The organism is Blastomonas fulva, assembly GCF_003431825.1.
GTDB classification, from domain to species: Bacteria; Pseudomonadota; Alphaproteobacteria; order Sphingomonadales; family Sphingomonadaceae; genus Blastomonas; species Blastomonas fulva.
In genome coordinates this window covers 2,354,473-2,375,336 of the sequence record NZ_CP020083.1, presented here as the reverse complement: position 1 = coordinate 2,375,336, position 20,864 = coordinate 2,354,473, and the positions used below count along the sequence as shown (strand labels likewise).

The following is a 20,864-nucleotide window of genomic DNA, read 5'->3' as shown; positions in this document are numbered from 1 at the left end:
CCATCGGCCTTTGCCTCGGGCCTTATTCGGGAGTGGGTTGGAGCATGTCGTCATCCTTGGCCGAGATATTCGATCAGCCGGTCCCGTCGGTGTCGGCGCTCGACGCCGGTCTGCAACCGGTCGAGCCTGCCTATCGCAACGTCATCCGCATCATGACAGCTTTGGTGGTGCTGGCTGTGGTGGTGGGGGCCGGCGTGGTCGAGGTGGTGATGCATGTCAAAGGCGGCATGCAACAGGGCGCGGTGCTGGCACCGGTGCTCGCGTTCGGTGCGTTCGTGATTGTCTTCCTCCCCCAGCGCAAATGGCGCCGCTGGGGCTATAGCGGCGCCGACGAACAGCTTCGGGTGGCGCGCGGCTGGCTGTTCCGCACCGATACCATCGTGCCGTTCAAGCGCATCCAGCATATCGACGTGGCACAAGGCCCGGTCGAACGATTGTTCGGCCTCGCCAGCCTCACGGTCCACACCGCAGGCACCCACAATTCGATCGTCACCCTGCCCGGCCTGACCCGCCCCGATGCCGAAGCGATGCGCGACGCGATGCGGCTGCACATCCGCCGCGAGGCAGAATGAACGAAACGCTGATCGCCCCGCAGCCCGTCCCGATCGCCGACACGGCGACCGAACGGCGGCTGCACCCGCTGACCCTGCTGCTCAACCTGTCGCGCCAACTGCCCCAGGCGATCATCGGGCTGATCGCGCTGCGACTGAGCGGGCCGGACGAAATCCGCGGCTGGGTCGCGCTGATCGCCTTCTTTGCGATCGTCGCGATGTTCGGCACCGAATTCTGGAAATGGTGGCGCTTTTCCTATCGGCTGGGCGAGGAGGAACTGCGCATCGCCAGCGGCATCATCAGTCGCAATGTCCGCTCGATCCCCTACGAACGCATCCAGGACGTCAATCTGGAACAGGGCCTGCTCGCCCGGATGCTGGGCATGGCCAAGGTGCGGCTGGAAACCGGGAGCAGCGGCAGTGGCGATGAAGGCGTGCTCGATTCGGTCGATCTGGCCGAAGCCAGCCGGTTGCGCGATGTCATCAGGCTGCGCAAGGCGGCGCAGGAGACCGCCGAGCCTGCAGCTGAAGCCGCGCCGGAATTCACGCATGCTGCGGCCGAAACCAGGCCGATGTTCGCGATGGACACACGCCGGGTGCTGACCGCCGGCGTGTTCAATTTCTCGCTGGTGTTCTTCGCGCTCGTTGGTGCACTGGTCAACAATCTCGATTTTCTGCTGCCCGGCGATATCTGGGATCCGCGCCGACTGCTCGATATGCTGGGGCTGGAGGACCTGTTTGCCGCGCTCGACATCGCCGCCCGAGTGATGTCGATCATCGCTGCGCTGTTCAGCCTGCTGGTGATCGGGCTGCTAGGCGGCGTGATCCGCACGGTCTTGCGCGAACACGGCTTCCGGCTCGACCGCACCGAAACCGGGTTTCGCAGGCGGCGCGGGCTGATCACGCTCACCGATGTGGTGATGCCGCTGCACCGCATCCAGGCTGCGGTCATCGCCACTGGCCCGCTGCGGCGACGGCTGGGCTGGTTCGAACTCAAGGTCCAGAGCCTCGCCAGCGACAGCGACAAGGAAAGCGACCACGCCATCGCTCCGCTGGCGCATGCCGATGAGGTGCGCGCGATACTGAACGAGACCGGTATCCGCTGGGACACCGATTATCCCGAGATGCAGCCCGTCGACCCGGCGATGTGGTGGGTGCCGCTGGTGTTCGCGCTGCCTGTGCCGATGATCGGCATCGGCGTATCGGCGACCTTCGCCAATCCGTGGCTGTTTCTGCTCTATGCGCTGCTGCCGGCCGTGCCTCTGTGCAGCAGGCTGCACTGGCGCGCGCACCGGTATGCGCTGGAAGGCAAGCAGCTTTATGTCCGCGACGGCTTCTGGGCGCAGCGCCTGACGCTGCTGCCGCTGCGCCGGGTGCAGAGCGTCGACATCACGCAGAGCGCGGTGAGCCGCTTCATCGGCCTGGCCGAGATCGAGATCGGGGTTGCCGGACGGTCATCACCGGTCACCATCCACGCCATCCCGCTGGATGACGCGATCGCGCTGCGGAGCCGCTTGCTCGCACTCAGCTGAACAGCCAGCGGCCCAGCATCCGGTCGAAGGGGAAGGTGAAGAACCCGGCGATCAGCAGCGCCCCGAACACCATGCCGCGCACTGCGCTGCGGTGACGGGCGATCTTGTGATTGCGCGCGGTCCACCAGATGATCGGCACCTGGATCACGGTCCAGACGGACAGGATGTGGATCACGCTGAACCCGCCCCATTGGTTGGTGCGGATGCCGAACGACAGCGCGGCGGTAGAGAACATCGCCAGCACCCAGATGGTGCCGAGCCGGCGGTGGCTGCGGTCGCCGCGCGGGCGCAGCAGCATCACCGGGGTCAGCGCCAGCGCGATGGTGATGGTTGCCAGATGCAGCAGGATGAACGGCGGCACTTTCGCCAGACCGTCCACGCCCTTGGTCACCGCGACGATCACGCACCCCAGCAGCAACATTGCCGCACACGCCATCACCTTTTCGAACCGGTCGGGCGCGAGCGTGCGCGGCCCGACGGGCGATCCTGCCAAACTGGCCATGATGGACTTGCCCCCGTTGCCCCTGTGATCGGATATGGACCGATCACAGCGGGGTGCGCAAACGAATTCCTCACCCGGAAAGGTCAGGATTGGGGTCGTCAGAAATCGATCGCGATGCCTTTGAGCTCCCAGTCGCCGAACCGGGTCGGGCCGCGTGCGGCCTCTTCGGCCTGATCGTCGGAAATCGGCTGTGGCGCGGGAACGGGGACGGACTTGGCCCAATGCGCAGGCGGCTTGACGTGATCGGGACGACGGGTTGCGCGGGGAGTTTCGGGCATGGAAGCGGATCCTCGTGGTGTTTAGCGTCTGGGCGCAGGCCCGATTGAAAGCGGCGCGCGCGATATTACATCTGATGAAGGCAATATGGGGCAGACCACCCGAATGTGAAGCGGTTGGCTGCGCCGGTGCAAAAGGATTAAGAGAAGAACGATGAACGGGATGAAGACCACCATGCTGCTGGCAGCGCTGACCGCGCTGTTCATGGCGCTGGGCTACACGCTGGGCGGATCGGGTGGTGCGGTGATTGCGCTGCTGTTTGCGGCGGGCATGAACCTGTTCACCTTCTGGAACGCCGACAAGATCGTGCTCAAGATGCACAACGCGGTCGAGATCGACGCGCAGAGCCATCCGGATTTCTACAATCTGGTCGCCCGGCTTGCCGAGCGCGGCGGGCTGCCGATGCCGCGCGTCTATGTCATCGATCAGGCCGCACCCAATGCGTTCGCCACGGGCCGCAACCCCGAGAATGCCGCCGTCGCAGCGACCACCGGGCTGCTCAACATGCTCAGCCGCGACGAGATCGAGGGCGTGATGGCGCACGAGCTGGCGCATGTGAAAAACCGCGACACTTTGATCATGACCATGGTCGCGACGATTGCGGGCGCGATCTCGATGCTCGCCAATTTCGGGCTGTTCTTCCGCGACGACAACCGCAACCCCTGGGCGTCGATCCTCGCGGTGATCGTGGCGCCGTTCGCGGCGATGATCGTGCAGATGGCGATCAGCCGGACGCGCGAATTCGGTGCGGACCGCGGTGGCGCGGAGATCAGCGGCAAGCCTATGGCGCTCGCCTCGGCGCTGGCGCGGATATCGAGCCAGGCACAGCGGATCCCCAACCCGGTGGTCGAGCGCAATCCGGCTGCGGCACAATTGTATATCGTGCCCTCGGGCGTGCGGGCACTGTTCTCGACCCACCCCGACACCGGCGACCGCATCGCCGCGCTGGAAGCGATCGCGCGCGACATGGGGGGTGCGCCTGCCCCCACGCAGCCACGCCGCGGCAGCGCGCTCGACCCGCTGGGGCGGGGGTGACACATTTCCTCTCTCCTCTCGCTTGCGGGAGGGGAGAGACGTTCAGCAAGCTCGAGAAATTTGATTTGTCGCGCCACCGCGCCTAACGCGCCCCGATGACCAACCGCACCCCCGCTCCCGACGCCACCCCCGGCCTTCCCGCCCGCCAGGCCGCCCTGCGCATGCTCGATGCCGTCATGCGGCGCGGCGAGTCGCTGGATACGGCGCAGCATGCGGCGTGCCAGGGGATTGATGAGCGCTCCGACCGTGCGCTCGCGATGGCGATCGCCGGCGAAGTGCTGCGGCATCTGCCCGGGCTCGACCTGATGATCGACAGCATGACCCGGCTGCCGCTGGCCGACGATGCCAAGGCGCGGATGGTGCTGCGGATCATGCTCGCGCAGACCCTGGTGCTGGAAACCCCGCCGCATGCGACGATCGCCACGGCGCTGCCCTTGCTGCAGGGCGGCCCGCGCAAGCTGGCGCATGGCGTGTTCGGCAGCCTGATGCGCGCAGGTGTCACCCTGCCCGCGCCCGAGCTTCCGCCCGCCACCGCGCATCGCTGGCAGGCGGCCTGGGGCGATAGCATGGTCGAGGCCGCAGGCGTTGCTCTGGGCACCCCGCCGCCGCTCGATCTGGCGCTCGCCGACTCCGCCGGAACCGATGCACTGGTGCAGGAACTGAGCGGCATCAGTCTGATGCCAGGCCATGTCCGGCTGCAGCGTGGCGGCGCTGTCGAACTGATTCCCGGCTACGAAGCGGGCGGCTGGTGGGTACAGGACATCTCGGCGAGCCTGCCCGCGCGCCTGCTGGGCACGAGCCGGGGCGGGCACGTGCTCGATCTGTGTGCCGCGCCTGGGGGCAAGACGATGCAGCTGGCCGCCGCCGGCTGGAATGTCACTGCGCTCGACAATTCCGAAAAACGCCTGCGCCGCCTGCGCCAGAACCTCAAGCGCACCGGGCTGGAGGCGCAGACCGTCACCGCCAACCTGCTCGAATGGCGCCCCGACGAGCAGGCCGATGCGGTGCTGCTCGATGCGCCGTGCAGCGCCACCGGAATCTTCCGCCGCCACCCCGACGTGCTCTATCGCATCGCGCCGCGCCATATCGAGGAGCGCGCCGAACAGCAGGCGGTATTGCTCGATCGTGCCTCCAACTGGGTCAAGCCCGGCGGCGTGCTGGTCTATGCCGTATGCTCGCTGGAACCAGAGGAAGGCGAAGCGGTAATCGACCAGTTCCTTGCCGCCGACAGCCGCTTTGCGATCGATCCGGTCCGCGCCGACGAGCTGCCGGCAGGAGTCGCGCCAGACGCCCTCGGGCGGGTGCGCACGCTGCCCGGTATGCTCGCCGAGGCAGGCGGACTCGACGGGTTCTTCATGGCCAGGCTGCGCCGCACGGCATAAATTGCATCGCCTGTCCGGTGATGGGCCAAATCATGTGGAAAAGCCTGCGGACAAACCTTGCCCCACCAGATGTTGAGGGTTAAGCGCCTAAGCCTATGTCGCAGCCCCCACTGATAGCTCCGTCGATCCTCTCCGCCGATTTCGCGCGTCTGGGCGAGGAAGTCCGCGCGATCGATGCTGCGGGTGCCGACTGGATCCACATCGACGTGATGGACGGGCATTTCGTCCCCAACATCACCATCGGCCCTGCCGTGGTGAAGGCGCTTCGGCCGCACACGACCAAGCCGTTCGACGTCCATCTGATGATTTCACCGGTGGACCAGTATGTCGAAGCCTTTGCCGACGCGGGCGCCGACTTCATCACCGTCCATCCCGAGGCCGGCCCGCACATCCACCGCACCGTCCAGCTGATCAAGTCGCTGGGCAAGAAGGCAGGCGTGGTACTCAATCCCGCCACTCCCGCCAAGATGCTCGATTACCTTATCGATGATGTCGATCTGGTACTGGTGATGAGCGTCAACCCCGGCTTCGGTGGCCAGAGCTTCATCTCCAGCCAGCTGCGCAAGATCGAGGCGATCGCCAAGATGATCGCCAAGACCGGGCGGCACATCGATCTGGAGGTGGACGGCGGCATCGATACGGTAACCGCGCCCCAGGCGGTCAATGCAGGGGCCAACGCACTGGTTGCGGGCACCGCGACCTTCAAGGGCGGCCCCGACCATTACGCCGCCAACATCCGGGCGCTCAAAGGCCAATGACCGAAGCCCTGTCCGATAGCCGCCGGACAGGCGCCCTTGCTGCCCAGGCCAGCGAATCCGAGCGGCAGTTGCCGATGATAGGCAGCGATGTGACAGAAACCCGACCCGACCTGATCCACGCCAGCGAATCCGATGCGCAAGGCGAGCGCAAGCAGCTCATCCGGCTCGAGAACGACCGCGGCCTTTCGCTTACCGAGAGCGTGGTGCATTATTTCTATCGGCTGACCTGGCGCACGCCGCTGCACAAATTGCGGCTCAAGGGCCGCTCGCCGCTGCGGTTGCTGGCCGCGCCCGACGATCCGTTCACCGGCGATGCGCGGCGCGGCAAGGCGATCCGCGCGGGGCATTTCCAGATCGCAGGCGCGCGCATCCCCACCGCCAAGCTCGATTATGCCAGCCTCAAGGCACCCGACGAGGCGCTCGACTATATTCACAGCTTTGCCTGGCTGCGCGACCTTGCCGCTGCTGCCCCGCGCGAGACGTGCGTTCCGATTGCCGAGTCGCTGGTCGATCACTGGCTCGACGCGCATCTGGAAACCGTCTCCGATCCCGCCTGGCGCGCCGACATCGCCGCGCGCCGCATTCTCAACTGCGCGGCGCACGCACCTCTGATCCTGTCGAGCAGCGACCTGGTGTACCGCTCGCGCGTGCTGCGCAATTTTGCCAGCACCGCGCGACATCTCGACCATGTCGCCGACAAGGCACCCGAGGGGCTGGCAAGGCTGACCGCATGGACAGGCGTGGTCGCAGCCGCGCTGCTGCTCCCGGATGGCGAGCCGCGCCGCATCTTCGGCGAGGCAGGCCTCAAGCGCGCGATCGAAACCTTCATGGGTGAGGATGGCGGCGCGCTGTCGCGCTCGCCGCTGGCGCAGATCGAGGCCATCCGCGTGCTGGCGATGCTCAAGTCGGTCTATGCGGCGCGCAACGAATTGCTGTCGCCGATCATCGAGCTGGCGCTGGGCCGCGCGGTTCCGGCGTTGCAGGGGCTGACCCATTATGATGGCTCGCTGGGCAGCTGGCAGGGTTCAGCCGCGATCCCCGCAGAGGCGATGACCACGCTGATCCGCGCCACCGGCGTGCGCTCGCGCCCGCTGCGTCAGGCGCGGCACTGGGGCTTCCAGCGCATTCCCGCCGGGCGCACGGTGGTGCTGGTCGATGCCGGAACCCCGCCGATGGCGCGACACGCAGTCGCCGGCTGCGCCTCCACGCTCGCCTTCGAGATGAGCCACGGTCCGCACCGGATCATCGTCAATTGCGGCGGCGCGGGCGTGCTGCCTGCCGACGTTCCTGCATCGCTGAGCCGGGGGCTGCGTGCTACCGCCGCGCATTCGACCTTGTGCCTCGACGATACCAACAGCACCGCGGTGCTGCCCAAGGGCCAGCTCGGCAAGGGCGTTGGGCTGGTCGAACTCGACCGCCGCGATACCGACGATGCGGTGCGCCTCGACATGAGCCATGACGGCTATGCCAAGCGTTATGGCCTCACCCATCGCCGCCTGCTGGTCCTGCGCTCAGACGGACGCGAACTGCGCGGCGAGGATGTATTGCTGCCCGCCGCAAAGCGCGGCTTCGGTCGCAGCAAGCCTTCCGAGATGCCGTTCGCGATCCGCTTCCATCTGGGGCTGGATGTCGAGGCGCACCTGGCGAGTGATGGCATGGGCGTGTTCCTGCGCATCGCCGATGGCTCGCTGTGGCAATTCCGCTCGGCATCTGCCAGCGTGACTCTTGAAGAAAGCCTGTGGGTCGATGACCGCGGGCAAATCCAGCCCAGCCAGCAGATCGTGCTTGCCGGATCCGTGTCCAGCGGCGGTGGCAATTATGGCTGGCTGCTCAAGCATATGGGATAACCGAAGTGACTGATATTGCGATCAAACGCGCGCTGCTTTCCGTCTCGGACAAAAGCGGTCTGGCGCAACTTGGGGCAAGCCTTGCCGCGCAAGGCGTCGAACTGGTGTCGACCGGCGGCACTGCCAAGGCGCTGCGCGATGCGGGGCTTGCCGTGCGCGACATCTCGGAAATCACCGATTTCCCCGAGATGATGGACGGCCGCGTCAAGACATTGCACCCGATGGTGCACGGCGGACTGCTCGCGGTGCGCGACAATGAAAGCCATGTCGCCGCGATGCAGGCGCACGGCATCGGCGCGATCGACCTGGTGGTGGTCAACCTCTACCCCTTCGCCGCGACCGTCGCCAAGGGCGCCGAGCGCGACGAGATCATCGAGAATATCGACATCGGCGGGCCCAGCATGGTGCGCTCTGCGGCCAAGAACCACGCGTTCGTCACCATCGTCACCGATCCCGCCGATTATGCCACGCTCACCACCGAGATGGAGGCCGGAAACGGCGCGACCACCCTCGCGTTCCGCCGCAAGATGGCCGCCAAGGCCTATGCCGCAACGGCGGAATATGACGCGATGATCGCCAGCTGGTTCGCCTTTGCCGACCAGGGCGAGATGTTCCCCGAAAAGCTCTCTGTGCCCTTCCGCAAGGGGCAGGCGCTGCGCTATGGCGAAAACCCGCACCAGAGCGCGGCGCTGTACCTGCCCGCCTTCGCGCCGGGCGGATCGCTCGCCGACCACCGCCAGGTGCAGGGCAAGGAGCTTAGCTACAACAATCTGAACGACGCCGACGCCGCGCTCGAGCTGGTCGCGGAATTCCGCGATGGCCCGCCCACCGTGGTGATCGTCAAGCACGCCAATCCGTGCGGCGTTGCGAGCGGCGACGATCTCGTAAGCGCCTACAAGGCGGCTTTGCAGTGCGACAGCGTCTCGGCCTTCGGCGGCATCATCGCGGTCAACCGGCCACTCGACGGCCCGACGGCCGAAGCGATCAGCGACATCTTCACCGAAGTCGTCTGCGCGCCCGATGCGGATGACGCCGCCAAGGCCGTGTTCGCCAAGAAGAAGAACCTGCGCCTGATCCTCACCGGTGACCTGCCCAACCCTGCGCGCGGCGGCATGGGCCTGCGCACCATTGCGGGCGGCGCGCTGTTCCAGTCGCGCGACAATGGCCGGATCACCCGCGACGACCTCAAGGTCGTGACGAAGCGCGCTCCGAGCGAGCAGGAGCTGACCGACTGCCTGTTTGCCTGGACCGTGGCCAAGCATGTGAAGTCCAACGCCATCGTCTACGCCAAGGACGGATCGACCGCAGGCATCGGCGCCGGCCAGATGAACCGCCGCGATTCAGCGCGCATCGCGGGTGCCAAGGCGATCGAGGCGGCGCAGACCTATGGCTGGTCCGAACCGCGCACCAAGGGATCGTCGGTCGCATCCGACGCGTTCTTCCCCTTCGCCGACGGCCTGCTTGCGGCGGTCGAGGCAGGCGCGTCGGCCGTGATCCAGCCCGGCGGGTCGATGCGCGACGACGAAGTGATTGCGGCCGCCGACGAGGCAGGCCTGGCGATGGTCTTCACCGGAATGCGCCACTTCCGGCATTGATGGCGGCCGGGGCTATCGATGGGCTCAGGCTCAGCGGACGCCAGAAGACCACGTCATCTAGCCTCATTCGCTCAACCTGAGCCTGTCGAAGGTGTCGCCTCCACCCTAACCTGCAAACAAAAACCCCGGCGGTTGCCCGCCGGGGTTTCGTATTTTCAGGAACCAGCCGCAGCTCAGAGCTTGCCGGTGAGCTCCGGAACCGCGGTGAACAGGTCCGCGACCAGGCCAATGTCGGCGACCTGGAAGATCGGAGCGTCCTCGTCCTTGTTGATGGCGATGATGGTCTTGGAGTCCTTCATGCCCGCAAGGTGCTGGATCGCGCCGGAGATGCCGACCGCGACATAGACTTCGGGAGCGACGATCTTGCCGGTCTGGCCGACCTGATAGTCGTTGGGGACATAGCCCGCATCGACCGCAGCGCGCGACGCACCGATGCCGGCACCCAGCTTGTCTGCCAGCGGGGTGATGACTTCCTCGAACTTCTCGCCCGAACCCAGCGCACGACCGCCCGAGACGATGATCTTGGCGCTGGTCAGTTCGGGACGCTCGCTCTTGGCGATCTCGGCGCTGACGAAAGTCGACAGGCCCGAGTCCGATGCTCCGCCCACCGCTTCGACCGTGCCCGAACCGCCTTCGGTCGCGGCCTTTTCGAACGCGGTGCCGCGCACGGTGATCACCAGCTTGGCGTCCGACGATTCGACCGTGGCGATAGCGTTGCCGGCATAGATCGGACGGGTGAAGGTCTTGGGGCCTTCGACCGAGAGAATGTCCGAAATCTGCATCACGTCGAGCAGGGCAGCAACGCGCGGGGCGATGTTCTTGCCGGTGGTGGTAGCGGGCGCGAGGAACGCGTCGTGGCTGGCCATCAGGCTCGCCACGAGCGGCGCGACGTTCTCAGCCAGGCCATTTGCGAGCGAGGCATCGTCGGCGAGGTGGACGGTGGCGATACCGGCGACCTTGGCGACCTGATCGGCAACCGCCGCGCAGCCCGAGCCTGCGACCAGCGCGTGCACTTCACCCAGCTTGCCGGCCGCCGTGACGACAGCCAGCGTTGCATCCTTCATGACCGCATTGTCATGTTCAACCCAAACGAGCGTCTTCATGCGCCAACTCCCATTTCCTTGAGCTTGCCGACGAGCGCGTCGACATCTGCAACCTTGATCCCGGCGCTGCGCACCGGCGGCTCGGTGACCTTGAGCGTGGTCAGGCGCGGAGCGATGTCCACGCCGTAATCCGCCGGGGTCTTCACATCGAGAGGCTTCTTCTTCGCCTTCATGATGTTGGGCAGCGAAGCATAACGCGGCTCGTTGAGGCGAAGGTCGGTGGTGACGATCGCCGGGGTCTTGAGCTTGACCGTCTGCAGGCCGCCATCGATTTCGCGGGCGACGGTGACGCTGTAACCTTCCACCGCAACGGTGTTGGCGAAGGTCGCCTGGCCCCAGCCAAGCAAGGCTGCGAGCATCTGGCCGGTCTGGTTGCTGTCGTCGTCGATCGCCTGCTTGCCCAGCAGGATCAGGCCGGGGTTCTCTTCCGCAGCGACCTTGGCAAGCAGCTTGGCAACCGCCAACGGCTCGACGGTCTCGTCGGTCTCGATCAGGATCGCGCGATCGGCGCCCATGGCGAGCGCGGTGCGGAGCGTTTCCTGCGCCTTGGCAGGGCCGACCGACACGGCGATGACTTCTTCTGCATTGCCCGCTTCCTTGATGCGCAGCGCCTCTTCGACGGCGATTTCGTCGAACGGGTTCATGCTCATCTTGACGTTGGCGAGGTCGACACCCGACCCATCCGCCTTCACGCGCGGCTTCACGTTGTAATCGATAACCCGTTTCACGGGCACAAGGATCTTCATGGCGCTTCCTTCCCTAATGATCGTGAGACAGATTTAGTTTCCGTTCACGTAAACGTCAAGTGGTGGCTTTCCTGCCGCCATCCCCTCTCCCTTGACGGGAGAGGGTTGCGCAGACTTGGCGCTGCAAGCGCCTAGTCGAAGCTGGGGGAGGGTGACTGCGCGGCATCCGCAGATGCCGAAAGGCCCTCTCCAATTCCGACTAGGCGGTCCTTCGACAAGCTCAGGACTGCCAAGTCTCCATATCCTCTCCCGTGAAGGGAGAGGATAAATTGATCATCAAGCCGCCTGCTTGACCTGTGCGACGATCTTCTCGGCAGCGTCGCCCAGATTGTCGGCGCTGACGATCGGCAGGCCCGAGTTGGCCAGGATGTCCTTGCCCTGCTGCACGTTGGTGCCTTCCAGGCGCACGACGAGCGGCACCGACAGGTTCACTTCCTTGGCCGCAGCAACGATACCTTCGGCGATGATGTCGCACTTCATGATGCCGCCGAAGATGTTGACAAGAATGCCCTTCACGGCGGGATCGGACAGGATGATCTTGAACGCCGCGGTCACCTTTTCCTTGCTCGCGCCGCCGCCGACATCGAGGAAGTTGGCAGGGAACATGCCGTTGAGCTTGATGATGTCCATCGTCGCCATGGCAAGACCTGCGCCATTGACCATGCAGCCGATGTCGCCATCGAGCTTGATGTAGGCGAGGTCATACTTGCTGGCCTCGACCTCCATCGGGTCTTCCTCGGTCTCGTCGCGCAGCGCTTCGACATCGGGGTGGCGATAGAGCGCGTTCGAATCGAAGCTCATCTTGGTGTCGAGCACCAGAAGCTTGCCGTCTTTGGTTTCGACCAGCGGGTTGATCTCGAGCATCGCGCAATCGAGGTCCATGAACGCAGTGTAAAGCTGCTGGGCAAGCTTGGCAGCCTGCTTGTTGAGATCGCCCGACAGCTTGAGCGCGAACGCCACGGCGCGGCCGTGATGCGGCATGAAGCCCTGTGCCGGGTCGATGGTGATGGTGGTGATCAGCTCGGGAGTGTCGTGCGCAACGGTCTCGATGTCCATACCGCCTTCGGTCGAGACGATCATCGCGACGCGGCCGGTCTTGCGATCGACCAGCATCGAGAGGTAATATTCGGCAGCGATATCAACACCATCGGTGACGTAGAGGCGGTTAACCTGCTTGCCGGCATCGCCGGTCTGGATGGTCACCAGCGTGTTGCCCAGCATTTCGCCGGCGTCCTTGCGGACATCGTCGATCGACTTGGCGAGGCGGACACCGCCCTTGGCATCGGCACCCAGTTCCTTGAACTTGCCCTTGCCGCGTCCACCGGCGTGGATCTGCGCCTTGACGACATAGAGCGGTCCGGGGAGCTTTTCAGCGCCTGCAACGGCCTCTTCGACGGTCAGCGCGGCGTGTCCGGTGGGGATGCCGATGCCGTATTTCGCGAGCAGTTCCTTGGCCTGATATTCGTGGATGTTCATGAAGGATCCCATGCCTTTCTGAGCGGGCCGGGCGTGCGACTCACAAGCGGTCGACACCAGGCCATTAAGCGGTCGATGAACGGTTGTGAGGGGCGCTAAAGCATAGACGCGCCCTAAAGGAAACCCTGCAATCGCTTGAGCAGAGCTGTGTGTTGCGACAGTCAGTTGCGCGCTGTGCAAACCAGCCCGGACGAGCTGACAACCGCCAGAATTTCCGGATCGCGCAACGCGCGGGTAAGCCGCAGAAATTCTTCAAAGTCGCCAGCGCGTTGAAGGCGCCCCAGCCGGCCCAGCCGCTGGAGCTGCGCCAGCGACAGCCGGTCGACCATGCGCCCTGCCATGCAGGCGGAGACCGGACGACTGAGCCCGGTTCTCTCGAGCGCGGTGCGGGTGCGCGCCTCGGGCGTCGCACAGCCTGCCAGCACCGCGGCAGAGACGACGCCTGCCACAAGCGCCCGCATGGGCGGCAGTGTGAGGCGCGTCCCTGCCCCGAGCCGCATCAGCCTGCCTTGTGCTGCTGGGCGCGTTCGATCGCCTCGATGATCACCTGGCGCGCTTCGGCAGCGTCGCCCCATTTGCCGATTCGCACCCACTTTTCGGCTTCCAGGTCCTTGTAGTGGGTGAAGAAGTGCTCGATCTGCGCGAACACGATGTCGGGCATGTCGTCCTTCTCGCGCACATCGGTGTAATAGGGGAAGGTCGCGGTGTCGGGGACGCAGATGACCTTTTCATCGCCGCCATGCTCGTCTTCCAGGTTCAGGACGGCAATCGGACGTGCGCGCACGACCGAGCCGGGCATGAACGGCGAACGCGCAATCACCAGCGCATCGAGCGGATCGCCATCGGGCGACAGCGTGTGCGGGATGAAGCCGTAGTTGGCAGGATAGCGCATCGGCGTGTGCAGGATGCGGTCGACAAACAGCGCGCCCGAGGCCTTGTCGAACTCATACTTCACAGGCTCGCCGCCCGTGGGCACTTCGATGATGACGTTAACGTTGTTCGGCGGATTCTTGCCGGTCGGAATCTGATCGATAAGCATAAGGATGGAGGCCTTTGTTCTGGTTTGCCGCTGAACGACGTGCCCGTTCTTCAGCGTTCAGCGGGTTTGCGGCGCAAGCAGCCGGTCAAGGCCGGTTTCGCCCTGCCCCGTCTTGCGGAGCGCCGGATAGCGCAAGCCGCCGGTATAGGAAAGCGTGGTTTCGCGGTAGCGTTTGCCGCGCTTGACCAGCAGTTCGACCTTGCCGCCCTGGCTGGTGGACGCGACCGCAGCCTTGAGCATCTCGGCCGAGTAATCGCGCCCGCCAACGCCGGTGATCTGGTCGCCCACCGTCATCCCGGCATCAAAGGCGGAACTGCCCCAGATGACCTGCGCGATCTTGCCGTCCTTCTCGACAACCAGCCCGATCGAATGGCTGAGATCGGAAGCACCCGACGCCGCCTCGCCCGATCTGATATAGGCGCTGGGCTCGGCGACATAGACCAATTCATAGCCGCCCAGAACCAGACCCTGCTTGGGCGCCTCTGTGGTCACCTGATAGACGCGGCTCTGCAGGAACGCCTGCCAGTCATAGGGCTGGACCGCGTTCAGCGCGCCGACGACATCGGGCAGTTCATAGGTCACCACGCCCCAGTCGCCTTCACGCCCGCCAAAGAAGCTGCGCGCAAAGTCCTGCAGCGACCGGGTGTTGCCCGATTCGCGGCGGATGATCTGGTCGGCTTCCAGCCACACCAGCATGCCCTCGTTGTAGTAATCCTCGCTGCGCTGCCAGCTCGCCCACCCCTTGGGGCGGCGCGCGGCGATGATCGGATCGTGCGCGGTGTCCACCAGCGGCCGCCATTCGCGCCCGGTGCGGCGATCAAGCCCGGCAGCGATGTTGGCGAAGGCATCGAGCGTCTCCTGATAGCTGAACAATCCGGAGCGCGCGCCCAGCACATAACCCCAGAACTGGGTCTGCCCTTCATACACCCACAACAGGTCATCGCGGCTGGGCTGGCGGAAGTCGGGCGACCAGATGCCCTGCGGACGGCGGTGCTTACCGTTCCAGCTGTGCGTCATCTCGTGCGGCAGCAGGTTGCGCGACCCCGGACCCTTGGCCCAGTCGGTGAAATAGCCGGTTCCCACGCCGTTCTCGCTGCTGCGATGATGCTCGATGCCGATTCCGCTCATCTCGTCCGACAGCGAAAGGAGGAAGTCGTAGCGGTCATAGTGCCGCACGCCGAACAGGTGCTCGGCCTCTGTCACCAGCCGTTTGTGCGCCTCGATCTGGTCGGGGGTGGCGGCGAGGAATTCGGGTGCGTCGGCAACGACGTTGAGCGTGACCTTGTCGGACAACGGCCAGCTCTTGAAATGCGCGCCCGCAAACATCGGGCTGTCGACCAGAGTGTCGAAATCGACGCGTTCATAGGCAATCTTCGCGCCGCCAGAACTGTTTGAGCTGCGCTTGGCGCGCATAGCGCTGCCCGCCTGCCAGCCGGTGGGCCAGGTGACGATCGCATCGACCGGAATGTTGCGCGCGAAATAGCCCGCCGGATACAGCGAGACGTTGTTCCAGCGCAGGTTCATCATCTTGGGCGCGACCACGACGCGCCCCTGGTTGGCCGCGGTGGGGCTGACGAACTGGAAATTCGCCACCACCTCGCGCGCGCCGGACGGCACGGTGATGTGGAAGGCGTTCACGTCGAGCGAATCGCGCTGCCAGGCGAGCGGCTTGCCATTGGCCGAGAATTTGAGGCCGACCAGCTTCTCGATCTCGCCGCGCGGGGCATGATTGCCCGGCAGCCATTGCGGATAGAGCAATGTGAAACGCCCCGCCGTGCGCGCCTCTGGCGGCACGGGGATGGTCTGCTTCATCGAGAAGATGGCGCGGTCGATATCGGTCGCATCCACCTCCAGCGTCATCACCCCTGGGAAGGCGATGTCGCGCGCTGCGGGAACGATATCCACGATCGGCTGCGGCTGAGGCGCACTGTTCTGGGCGAAGACAGGCGCGGCGGCCAGCGAGAGCGCGAGGCAGGAAGCGGTGAGGAAAAGACGCAAGTGTTCGACCCTTTTTTGAGCGGTTCTTCCCTTCAAATCCTCCCCTGCAAGGGGAGGTGGCAGTCCGCAGGACTGACGGAGGGGTGTCCACGGCTGCAGGGGGGGGGGCACCCCTCCACCGCTGCGCGGTCCCCCTCCCCTTGCAGGGGAGGATTTTCGGTTATGGCCGCCACCATAACCCCCTGTCCCAAAAAAATGCACCCGCCTGTTTGGCGTCCGACCAAAAAGTCGCTAATGGCGGCGAAATATGGGCAAAATTACAACACCAGGCGCGATCCGCGGGACGCAGGACATCTTCGGGCAGGACCAGGAGCGGTTCGGCCATGTCGTCGATACGTTCGATCGCGTGCGCCGTCTCTACAACTTCCGCCGGGTCGAGATGCCGGTGTTCGAGGCAACCGCGGTGTTCGCGCGGTCGCTGGGCGAAACCACCGATGTCGTCAGCAAGGAAATGTACTCGTTCGACGACAAGGGCGGCGATTCGCTGACCCTTCGGCCCGAGTTCACCGCAGGCCTCGCGCGCGCGTACCTCACCAATGGCTGGCAGCAATATGCGCCGCTCAAGCTGGCAACGCACGGTCCGCTGTTCCGCTATGAGCGCCCGCAAAAGGGCCGCTATCGCCAGTTCCACCAGATCGACGCCGAGATCATCGGTGCGGCCGAACCACAAGCAGACGTCGAACTGCTGGTGATGGCCGACCAGATCCTGCGCGAGCTTGGCATCACCGAAGGTGTGACGCTGCAGCTCAACACTTTGGGCGATGCCGCCAGCCGCGATGCCTGGCGTGCCGCGCTGATCGAGCATTTCCGCGCACATAGCGGCGATCTCTCGAAGGATTCGCAGGATCGTCTCGAGCGCAACCCCTTGCGCATCCTCGACAGCAAGGAAGCGCAGGACCGCCCCATCGCCGACAGCGCGCCCGATATCGACGCCTATCTCACCGACGAGGCGGGTGCTTTCTTCGAAAGCGTGACGAACGGCCTCGACGCCGCGGGTGTCGCCTGGACGCGCAATGCGCGACTTGTGCGCGGGCTCGATTACTATCGCCACACCGCGTTCGAGTTCGTCACCGACCGGCTGGGCGCGCAGGGTACGGTGCTCGGCGGCGGGCGCTATGACGGGCTGATCGAGAACCTCGGCGGGCCTCACACGCCTGCGGTTGGATGGGCTGCGGGCATCGAGCGGCTGGCGATGCTGTGTGACGATGCCGTGCTTGGCGGCGGGCTCGATGTCATCATCGCGCTGGAGGACGACCGCGCGCTCGCCGATGCCACGTCGGCGCAGGCCACCTTGCGCAACCACGGCATTTCGAGCGACATGATCGCCACCGGCTCGCCGCGCAAGCGCTATGACAAGGCGGCAAAGATCAACGCCAGCCTGCTGATTTCCTTCCAGCACGATGGCGCGGCAGCCAAAGCGAACATCAAGGCTGCGCCGGACAGCGAACTGCACGCAAGGGTTGCCGCGCTGCTGCAGAGTAGCGCCAGCAACTGATGCCCCCTGCCTCGCCTTCCCCCACCTTTCGTCGCCGCCCTGAACGTGTTTCAGGGCCCGTTTCTCCCCCCGCGTGTTGGATGGATGGGGCACGATGGGTCCTGAAACAAGTTCAGGATGACGAAGATTGCGAGCGTCTGCCATGACCCGCATCTCGCCCGAACGCATCGCGCAGATCGAGGCGCGGTATCAGGAGCTGCAGGCGCGGATGGCGTCGGGAGCGCTCGACGGCGAGGAGTTCGTGCGCACCTCGAAGGACTATGCCGAGCTCGAGCCGGTCGCGCGCGCGGCGGGCGAGGTGCGTCGGCTGCGCGCCGAGCTGGAAGTGCTCCAGGGCCTGATCGCCGCGCCCGAGTCCGAGCCCGAGATCATCGAGATGGCCGCCGAGGAAGCGCAGGACCTGCGCGAGCGGCTGCCCGCAGCGGAGCAGCAGCTGGCCATCCAGCTGCTGCCGCGCGACAGCGCCGACATGCGCCCGGCGATGCTCGAAATCCGCGCCGGCACGGGCGGCGACGAGGCCGCGCTGTTCGCGGGCGATCTGTTGCGGATGTATTCGCGCTTTGCCGAAGAGCAGGGCTGGCGGATCGAGATCATGTCGGCCAGCGCTTCGGATGTCGGCGGCTTCAAGGAGGTCATCGCCTCGGTCAACGGCGCGGGCGTGTTCGCCAAGCTGAAATACGAAAGCGGCGTCCACCGAGTGCAGCGCGTGCCGGTGACCGAAAGCGGCGGGCGGATCCATACGTCGGCGGCCACCGTCGCGGTGCTCCCCGAGCCCGAAGCGGTCGATATCCAGATCAACGACAACGACCTGCGCATCGATGTCTATCGCGCGTCGGGATCGGGCGGGCAGCACGTCAACACCACCGACAGCGCGGTGCGCATCACCCACCTGCCCTCTGGCCTTGTCGTGACGCAGCAGGACGAAAAGTCGCAGCACAAGAACAAGGCCAAGGCGCTCAAGGTCCTGGGCGCACGGCTGTACGAGCTCGAGCGCAGCAAGGCCGCCGCGACCGAGGCCGATGCGCGCAAGTCGATGGTCGGGTCAGGCGACCGGTCCGAGCGCATCCGCACCTACAATTTCCCGCAAGGCCGGGTGACCGACCACCGCATCAACCTGACATTGCACCGGCTCGACGAGATCCTGGCGGGTGCGGGGCTGAGCGAACTGATCGACGCGCTTACCGCGCAGGACCAGGCGAGCCGGCTTGCCAACATGGAGATGGCGGGGTGATGGGTCATCGCTGCGCTGCCGGTGGGCCTTTGCGCTACAGGCAGACATCACTGATTCAGCTGAGGACCGGTCAATGCCGTACGCCCTGTCAAACCTCCGCTCAGCCTGAGCTTGTCGAAGGCACCGCTATACGGCCGGCGTGGGTGCGCGGCCTTCGACAGGCTCAGGCTGAGCGGGGTTGGTGATGACCATCGCAGAGGCACTGCGCGAGGCAACGCAGACGCTGGCTCGCGTCTCCGACACCCCGCGGCTCGATGCCGAACTGCTGATGGCGCACACCTTCGGCATCTCACGCAGCACATTGCTGCTGAAGCGAATGCGCGATGACGTTCCAGCTGCATTCGCCGCGTTGATCGCCCGCCGCTCGGCGCATGAGCCCGTGGCGTATATCACCGGAAGGCAGGACTTCTGGACGCTGACGCTCAAGGTAACGCCGGCGGTGCTGATCCCGCGCGCCGACAGCGAAACGCTGATCGAGGCGGCGATCAGTGCCCTGACCGAGCGGCCGCCAGCGCGAATCCTCGACCTTGGCACCGGATCGGGCGCGCTGTTGCTCGCGGCGCTCGCGCAGTGGCGAGACGCGCGAGGCGTTGGCATCGATGCCAGCGACGCCGCGCTCGCCATCGCGCAGTCGAATGCCAGCACGCTCGGCTTTGGCGATCGCGCCCGGATGCTACCCGGCGACTGGCGCCAGCCCGGCTGGTGGGACGCGCTGCCTGCCCCGTTCGACCTGATCGTTTGCAACCCGCCTTATGTGGAGACCACGGCCATGCTCGCGCCGCAGGTGATGGAGCACGAGCCGCACTGCGCGCTGTTTGCAGGCGAAGACGGTCTGGATGATTATCGCATCCTCATCCCTGCGCTCCCCGCACTGCTCGCCCCGGAGGGCATCGCGATCCTCGAGATCGGCGCGGGCCAGCGGGAGGATGTTGCTGCGCTGGCAACCGCAAGCGGCTTTGCCGTGGATTGCCGACAGGACCTCGCCGGACACGACCGCGCACTGATATTGCGTCCCGGAAGGCCGGATTGATATTTCGCTTGGCAAGGCATTGGCTACCCGCTACCACCCGTACAGCAAGGCAGGTGACGTTGGCAGATGGCCCGTCACGCTTGCTGACCCCAGTCATCTTATTAGGGCAGCTATCAAGGCCACTCAAAGCGGATGAAAGGCTTGGGACGCGCCGCGCACCACAAGGTGTCGGGCTGCACGGGCGCGCAGAGGACACGCAGGCAATTTGCGACTGATAAGGAAGCGTCTAAATTGAACAACAATCGTGGAACGAGCCGTCGTCGCGGCCGTGGCAATAACCGTCCGCAGCCCACTGGCCGGAGCGGTGGCATGGACCAGGGCAACCGCATCGACAGCCGGGCGCGTGGCAATGCCACCCAGATGCTCGAAAAATACAAGAAGATGGCGCACGATGCGCAGATGAACGGTGACCGCGTGGCCACCGAATATTATCTGCAGTTTGCCGATCACTATTTCCGCGTGCTCGCCGACAACCGCGCCCGGCAGGACGAATATCGTCGTCCGCGCGAGGACCAGGGCCGCGATGCCGGCAGCGATTACGCCGATGACGATGACGACAACGGCGGCTATCCGGGCCAGGGCAACAGCCAGCGCGGCTACACCTCGTCGCTCGATCACGCCGACGAACAGTCGCGGGGCAATCAGGATGACGATCAGGACGAAGGCGACGACGACAACCGTGGCAACATCCGTCCGGTGAACCGTCAAAACGAGGGGCGTCAGAACGAAGGCCGCCAGAACGACAGCCGCCAAAATGATGGCCGCCAGAACGAGGGCCGTCAGAATGAGGCGCGGCGGGAACGGCGTCCGCGCGAGGACCGTCCCGACCAGCGCGACACCAATCGCGATGCCAACCGCAACGACGACACCGGCGGCGAGCGTCCGTCGCGCCAGCGCAATGAACGCACGCTGCGCCCGCAGCCGCGCGACGATGCTTCGCAGGCGCCCTCGCCCGCAGCATCGAGCGATGGCGACCAGGCACCGCCGCGTCGCGGCCGCGGTCGTCCGCCCCGCGCGGTCGAAGCATCAGAAGGCAACGGCCTGGATCCGATGATCCTGCCGCCCGCCATCGGTGCCGCGCCCGAAGCAGCCTCTGCCGAGTCCGAAGCCGCCAAACCCAAGCGCCGCGCAGCTCCGCGTCGCAAGGCCGCGGAATCGGGCGATGTCGAAGCAGCCGCAGCCGATAGCTGAGGCGTCGGATTTCCTGCCCCCGACGGGGCAGGAACCGCAAACGAGAAAGGGGTGCGATCCGGCATGGATCGCACCCC

The 20,864-nt window shown here is 65.5% G+C and carries 19 protein-coding genes; 11 read left to right on the top strand and 8 right to left on the bottom strand.

Annotated features, from left to right (window positions below; translation table 11 throughout):
* Positions 1 to 44 precede the first annotated feature (44 nt).
* Positions 45 to 572: a PH domain-containing protein gene (locus B5J99_RS11185; protein WP_054136064.1), complete on the top strand. Its 528-nt coding sequence runs from the start codon at positions 45 to 47 to the stop codon at positions 570 to 572.
* Positions 569 to 2,083, top strand: coding sequence for a PH domain-containing protein (locus B5J99_RS11180; RefSeq protein ID WP_117352418.1), 1,515 nt, complete (start codon positions 569 to 571; stop codon positions 2,081 to 2,083). The genes B5J99_RS11185 and B5J99_RS11180 overlap by 4 nt, the downstream gene beginning before the upstream one ends.
* Here B5J99_RS11180 and B5J99_RS11175 read toward each other — a convergent pair.
* Together B5J99_RS11175 and B5J99_RS11170 are read right to left on the bottom strand one after the other, a co-directional pair.
* A complete protein-coding gene (locus B5J99_RS11175; protein ID WP_117352417.1) occupies positions 2,076 to 2,585 on the bottom strand; it encodes a DUF2306 domain-containing protein in 510 nt (169 codons plus the stop codon). The two genes, B5J99_RS11180 and B5J99_RS11175, sit on opposite strands and share 8 nt — an antisense overlap.
* 98 nt (positions 2,586 to 2,683) lie before the next feature.
* Entirely contained in the window at positions 2,684 to 2,863 is a 180-nt protein-coding gene (locus tag B5J99_RS11170; protein WP_054136061.1) for a DUF1674 domain-containing protein, read from the bottom strand.
* A gap of 151 nt (positions 2,864 to 3,014) precedes the next feature.
* Here B5J99_RS11170 and htpX point away from each other — a divergent pair, with 151 nt between their 5' ends.
* The 5 genes from htpX to purH all read left to right on the top strand — a co-directional run bounded on the left by htpX (position 3,015) and on the right by purH (position 9,478).
* Positions 3,015 to 3,896: a zinc metalloprotease HtpX gene (gene htpX, locus B5J99_RS11165; RefSeq protein WP_197275833.1), complete on the top strand. Its 882-nt coding sequence runs from the start codon at positions 3,015 to 3,017 to the stop codon at positions 3,894 to 3,896.
* Between the two features lie 95 nt (positions 3,897 to 3,991).
* Positions 3,992 to 5,278, top strand: a complete 1,287-nt coding sequence (locus B5J99_RS11160) for an RsmB/NOP family class I SAM-dependent RNA methyltransferase (RefSeq protein WP_117352416.1) — start codon at positions 3,992 to 3,994, stop codon at positions 5,276 to 5,278.
* A gap of 95 nt (positions 5,279 to 5,373) precedes the next feature.
* The gene (gene rpe / locus B5J99_RS11155; RefSeq protein WP_117352415.1) at positions 5,374 to 6,036 is read left to right on the top strand and encodes a ribulose-phosphate 3-epimerase; all 663 of its coding nucleotides are present in this window, start codon (positions 5,374 to 5,376) and stop codon (positions 6,034 to 6,036) included.
* Between the two features lie 74 nt (positions 6,037 to 6,110).
* Positions 6,111 to 7,883: a heparinase II/III family protein gene (locus tag B5J99_RS11150; RefSeq protein ID WP_425456487.1), complete on the top strand. Its 1,773-nt coding sequence runs from the start codon at positions 6,111 to 6,113 to the stop codon at positions 7,881 to 7,883.
* A gap of 5 nt (positions 7,884 to 7,888) precedes the next feature.
* The gene (purH, locus tag B5J99_RS11145) at positions 7,889 to 9,478 is read left to right on the top strand and encodes a bifunctional phosphoribosylaminoimidazolecarboxamide formyltransferase/IMP cyclohydrolase (RefSeq protein ID WP_117352413.1); all 1,590 of its coding nucleotides are present in this window, start codon (positions 7,889 to 7,891) and stop codon (positions 9,476 to 9,478) included.
* 173 nt (positions 9,479 to 9,651) lie between these two features.
* Here the strand turns inward: purH and B5J99_RS11140 are convergent, their stop codons facing one another.
* From B5J99_RS11140 to B5J99_RS11115, 6 genes are all read right to left on the bottom strand, one after another.
* Positions 9,652 to 10,581: an electron transfer flavoprotein subunit alpha/FixB family protein gene (locus B5J99_RS11140; protein WP_054135453.1), complete on the bottom strand. Its 930-nt coding sequence runs from the start codon at positions 10,579 to 10,581 to the stop codon at positions 9,652 to 9,654.
* Complete coding sequence (locus B5J99_RS11135; RefSeq protein WP_117352412.1) at positions 10,578 to 11,327, bottom strand: electron transfer flavoprotein subunit beta/FixA family protein; 750 nt, start codon at positions 11,325 to 11,327, stop codon at positions 10,578 to 10,580. Before B5J99_RS11135 ends, B5J99_RS11140 begins: the two co-directional genes overlap by 4 nt.
* A 276-nt stretch (positions 11,328 to 11,603) precedes the next feature.
* Complete coding sequence (gene sucC / locus B5J99_RS11130; protein WP_054135458.1) at positions 11,604 to 12,803, bottom strand: ADP-forming succinate--CoA ligase subunit beta; 1,200 nt, start codon at positions 12,801 to 12,803, stop codon at positions 11,604 to 11,606.
* A 161-nt stretch (positions 12,804 to 12,964) separates the two neighbouring features.
* Positions 12,965 to 13,264 (bottom strand): hypothetical protein, encoded by a 300-nt coding sequence (locus tag B5J99_RS11125; protein WP_117352411.1) that lies wholly within the window; start codon positions 13,262 to 13,264, stop codon positions 12,965 to 12,967.
* A 38-nt stretch (positions 13,265 to 13,302) separates the two neighbouring features.
* On the bottom strand, positions 13,303 to 13,842 hold the full coding sequence (gene ppa, locus B5J99_RS11120) for an inorganic diphosphatase (protein WP_054135455.1): 540 nt from the start codon (positions 13,840 to 13,842) through the stop codon (positions 13,303 to 13,305).
* A 57-nt stretch (positions 13,843 to 13,899) separates the two neighbouring features.
* Positions 13,900 to 15,840, bottom strand: a complete 1,941-nt coding sequence (locus B5J99_RS11115; RefSeq protein ID WP_117352410.1) for a M61 family metallopeptidase — start codon at positions 15,838 to 15,840, stop codon at positions 13,900 to 13,902.
* Positions 15,841 to 16,087: 247 nt separating this feature from the next.
* On the opposite strand from B5J99_RS11115, the gene hisS reads away from it, so the two are divergent.
* From hisS to B5J99_RS11095, 4 genes are all read left to right on the top strand, one after another.
* Positions 16,088 to 17,335 carry a histidine--tRNA ligase gene (gene hisS, locus B5J99_RS11110; RefSeq protein WP_054134380.1) on the top strand — a complete coding sequence of 416 codons (1,248 nt, stop codon included), beginning with the start codon at positions 16,088 to 16,090 and terminating at the stop codon, positions 17,333 to 17,335.
* Between the two features lie 142 nt (positions 17,336 to 17,477).
* The gene (prfA, locus tag B5J99_RS11105; RefSeq protein WP_054134381.1) at positions 17,478 to 18,566 is read left to right on the top strand and encodes a peptide chain release factor 1; all 1,089 of its coding nucleotides are present in this window, start codon (positions 17,478 to 17,480) and stop codon (positions 18,564 to 18,566) included.
* 184 nt (positions 18,567 to 18,750) lie between these two features.
* Positions 18,751 to 19,596: a peptide chain release factor N(5)-glutamine methyltransferase gene (gene prmC / locus B5J99_RS11100; protein WP_117352409.1), complete on the top strand. Its 846-nt coding sequence runs from the start codon at positions 18,751 to 18,753 to the stop codon at positions 19,594 to 19,596.
* A gap of 309 nt (positions 19,597 to 19,905) precedes the next feature.
* Positions 19,906 to 20,787 carry a DUF4167 domain-containing protein gene (locus B5J99_RS11095; protein ID WP_245991600.1) on the top strand — a complete coding sequence of 294 codons (882 nt, stop codon included), beginning with the start codon at positions 19,906 to 19,908 and terminating at the stop codon, positions 20,785 to 20,787.
* The last annotated feature ends 77 nt before the right edge of the window (positions 20,788 to 20,864 follow it).

Coding starts and splice junctions, on each gene's coding strand:
- B5J99_RS11185 (WP_054136064.1), top strand. CDS start 45: ATGTCGTCATCCTTGGCCGAGATATTCGATCAGCCGGTCCCGTCGGTG.
- B5J99_RS11180 (WP_117352418.1), top strand. CDS start 569: ATGAACGAAACGCTGATCGCCCCGCAGCCCGTCCCGATCGCCGACACG.
- B5J99_RS11175 (WP_117352417.1), bottom strand. CDS start 2,585: ATGGCCAGTTTGGCAGGATCGCCCGTCGGGCCGCGCACGCTCGCGCCC.
- B5J99_RS11170 (WP_054136061.1), bottom strand. CDS start 2,863: ATGCCCGAAACTCCCCGCGCAACCCGTCGTCCCGATCACGTCAAGCCG.
- htpX (WP_197275833.1), top strand. CDS start 3,015: ATGAACGGGATGAAGACCACCATGCTGCTGGCAGCGCTGACCGCGCTG.
- B5J99_RS11160 (WP_117352416.1), top strand. CDS start 3,992: ATGACCAACCGCACCCCCGCTCCCGACGCCACCCCCGGCCTTCCCGCC.
- rpe (WP_117352415.1), top strand. CDS start 5,374: ATGTCGCAGCCCCCACTGATAGCTCCGTCGATCCTCTCCGCCGATTTC.
- B5J99_RS11150 (WP_425456487.1), top strand. CDS start 6,111: ATGATAGGCAGCGATGTGACAGAAACCCGACCCGACCTGATCCACGCC.
- B5J99_RS11140 (WP_054135453.1), bottom strand. CDS start 10,581: ATGAAGACGCTCGTTTGGGTTGAACATGACAATGCGGTCATGAAGGAT.
- B5J99_RS11135 (WP_117352412.1), bottom strand. CDS start 11,327: ATGAAGATCCTTGTGCCCGTGAAACGGGTTATCGATTACAACGTGAAG.
- sucC (WP_054135458.1), bottom strand. CDS start 12,803: ATGAACATCCACGAATATCAGGCCAAGGAACTGCTCGCGAAATACGGC.
- B5J99_RS11125 (WP_117352411.1), bottom strand. CDS start 13,264: ATGCGGGCGCTTGTGGCAGGCGTCGTCTCTGCCGCGGTGCTGGCAGGC.
- ppa (WP_054135455.1), bottom strand. CDS start 13,842: ATGCTTATCGATCAGATTCCGACCGGCAAGAATCCGCCGAACAACGTT.
- hisS (WP_054134380.1), top strand. CDS start 16,088: ATGGGCAAAATTACAACACCAGGCGCGATCCGCGGGACGCAGGACATC.
- prfA (WP_054134381.1), top strand. CDS start 17,478: ATGACCCGCATCTCGCCCGAACGCATCGCGCAGATCGAGGCGCGGTAT.
- prmC (WP_117352409.1), top strand. CDS start 18,751: ATGACCATCGCAGAGGCACTGCGCGAGGCAACGCAGACGCTGGCTCGC.
- B5J99_RS11095 (WP_245991600.1), top strand. CDS start 19,906: ATGGACCAGGGCAACCGCATCGACAGCCGGGCGCGTGGCAATGCCACC.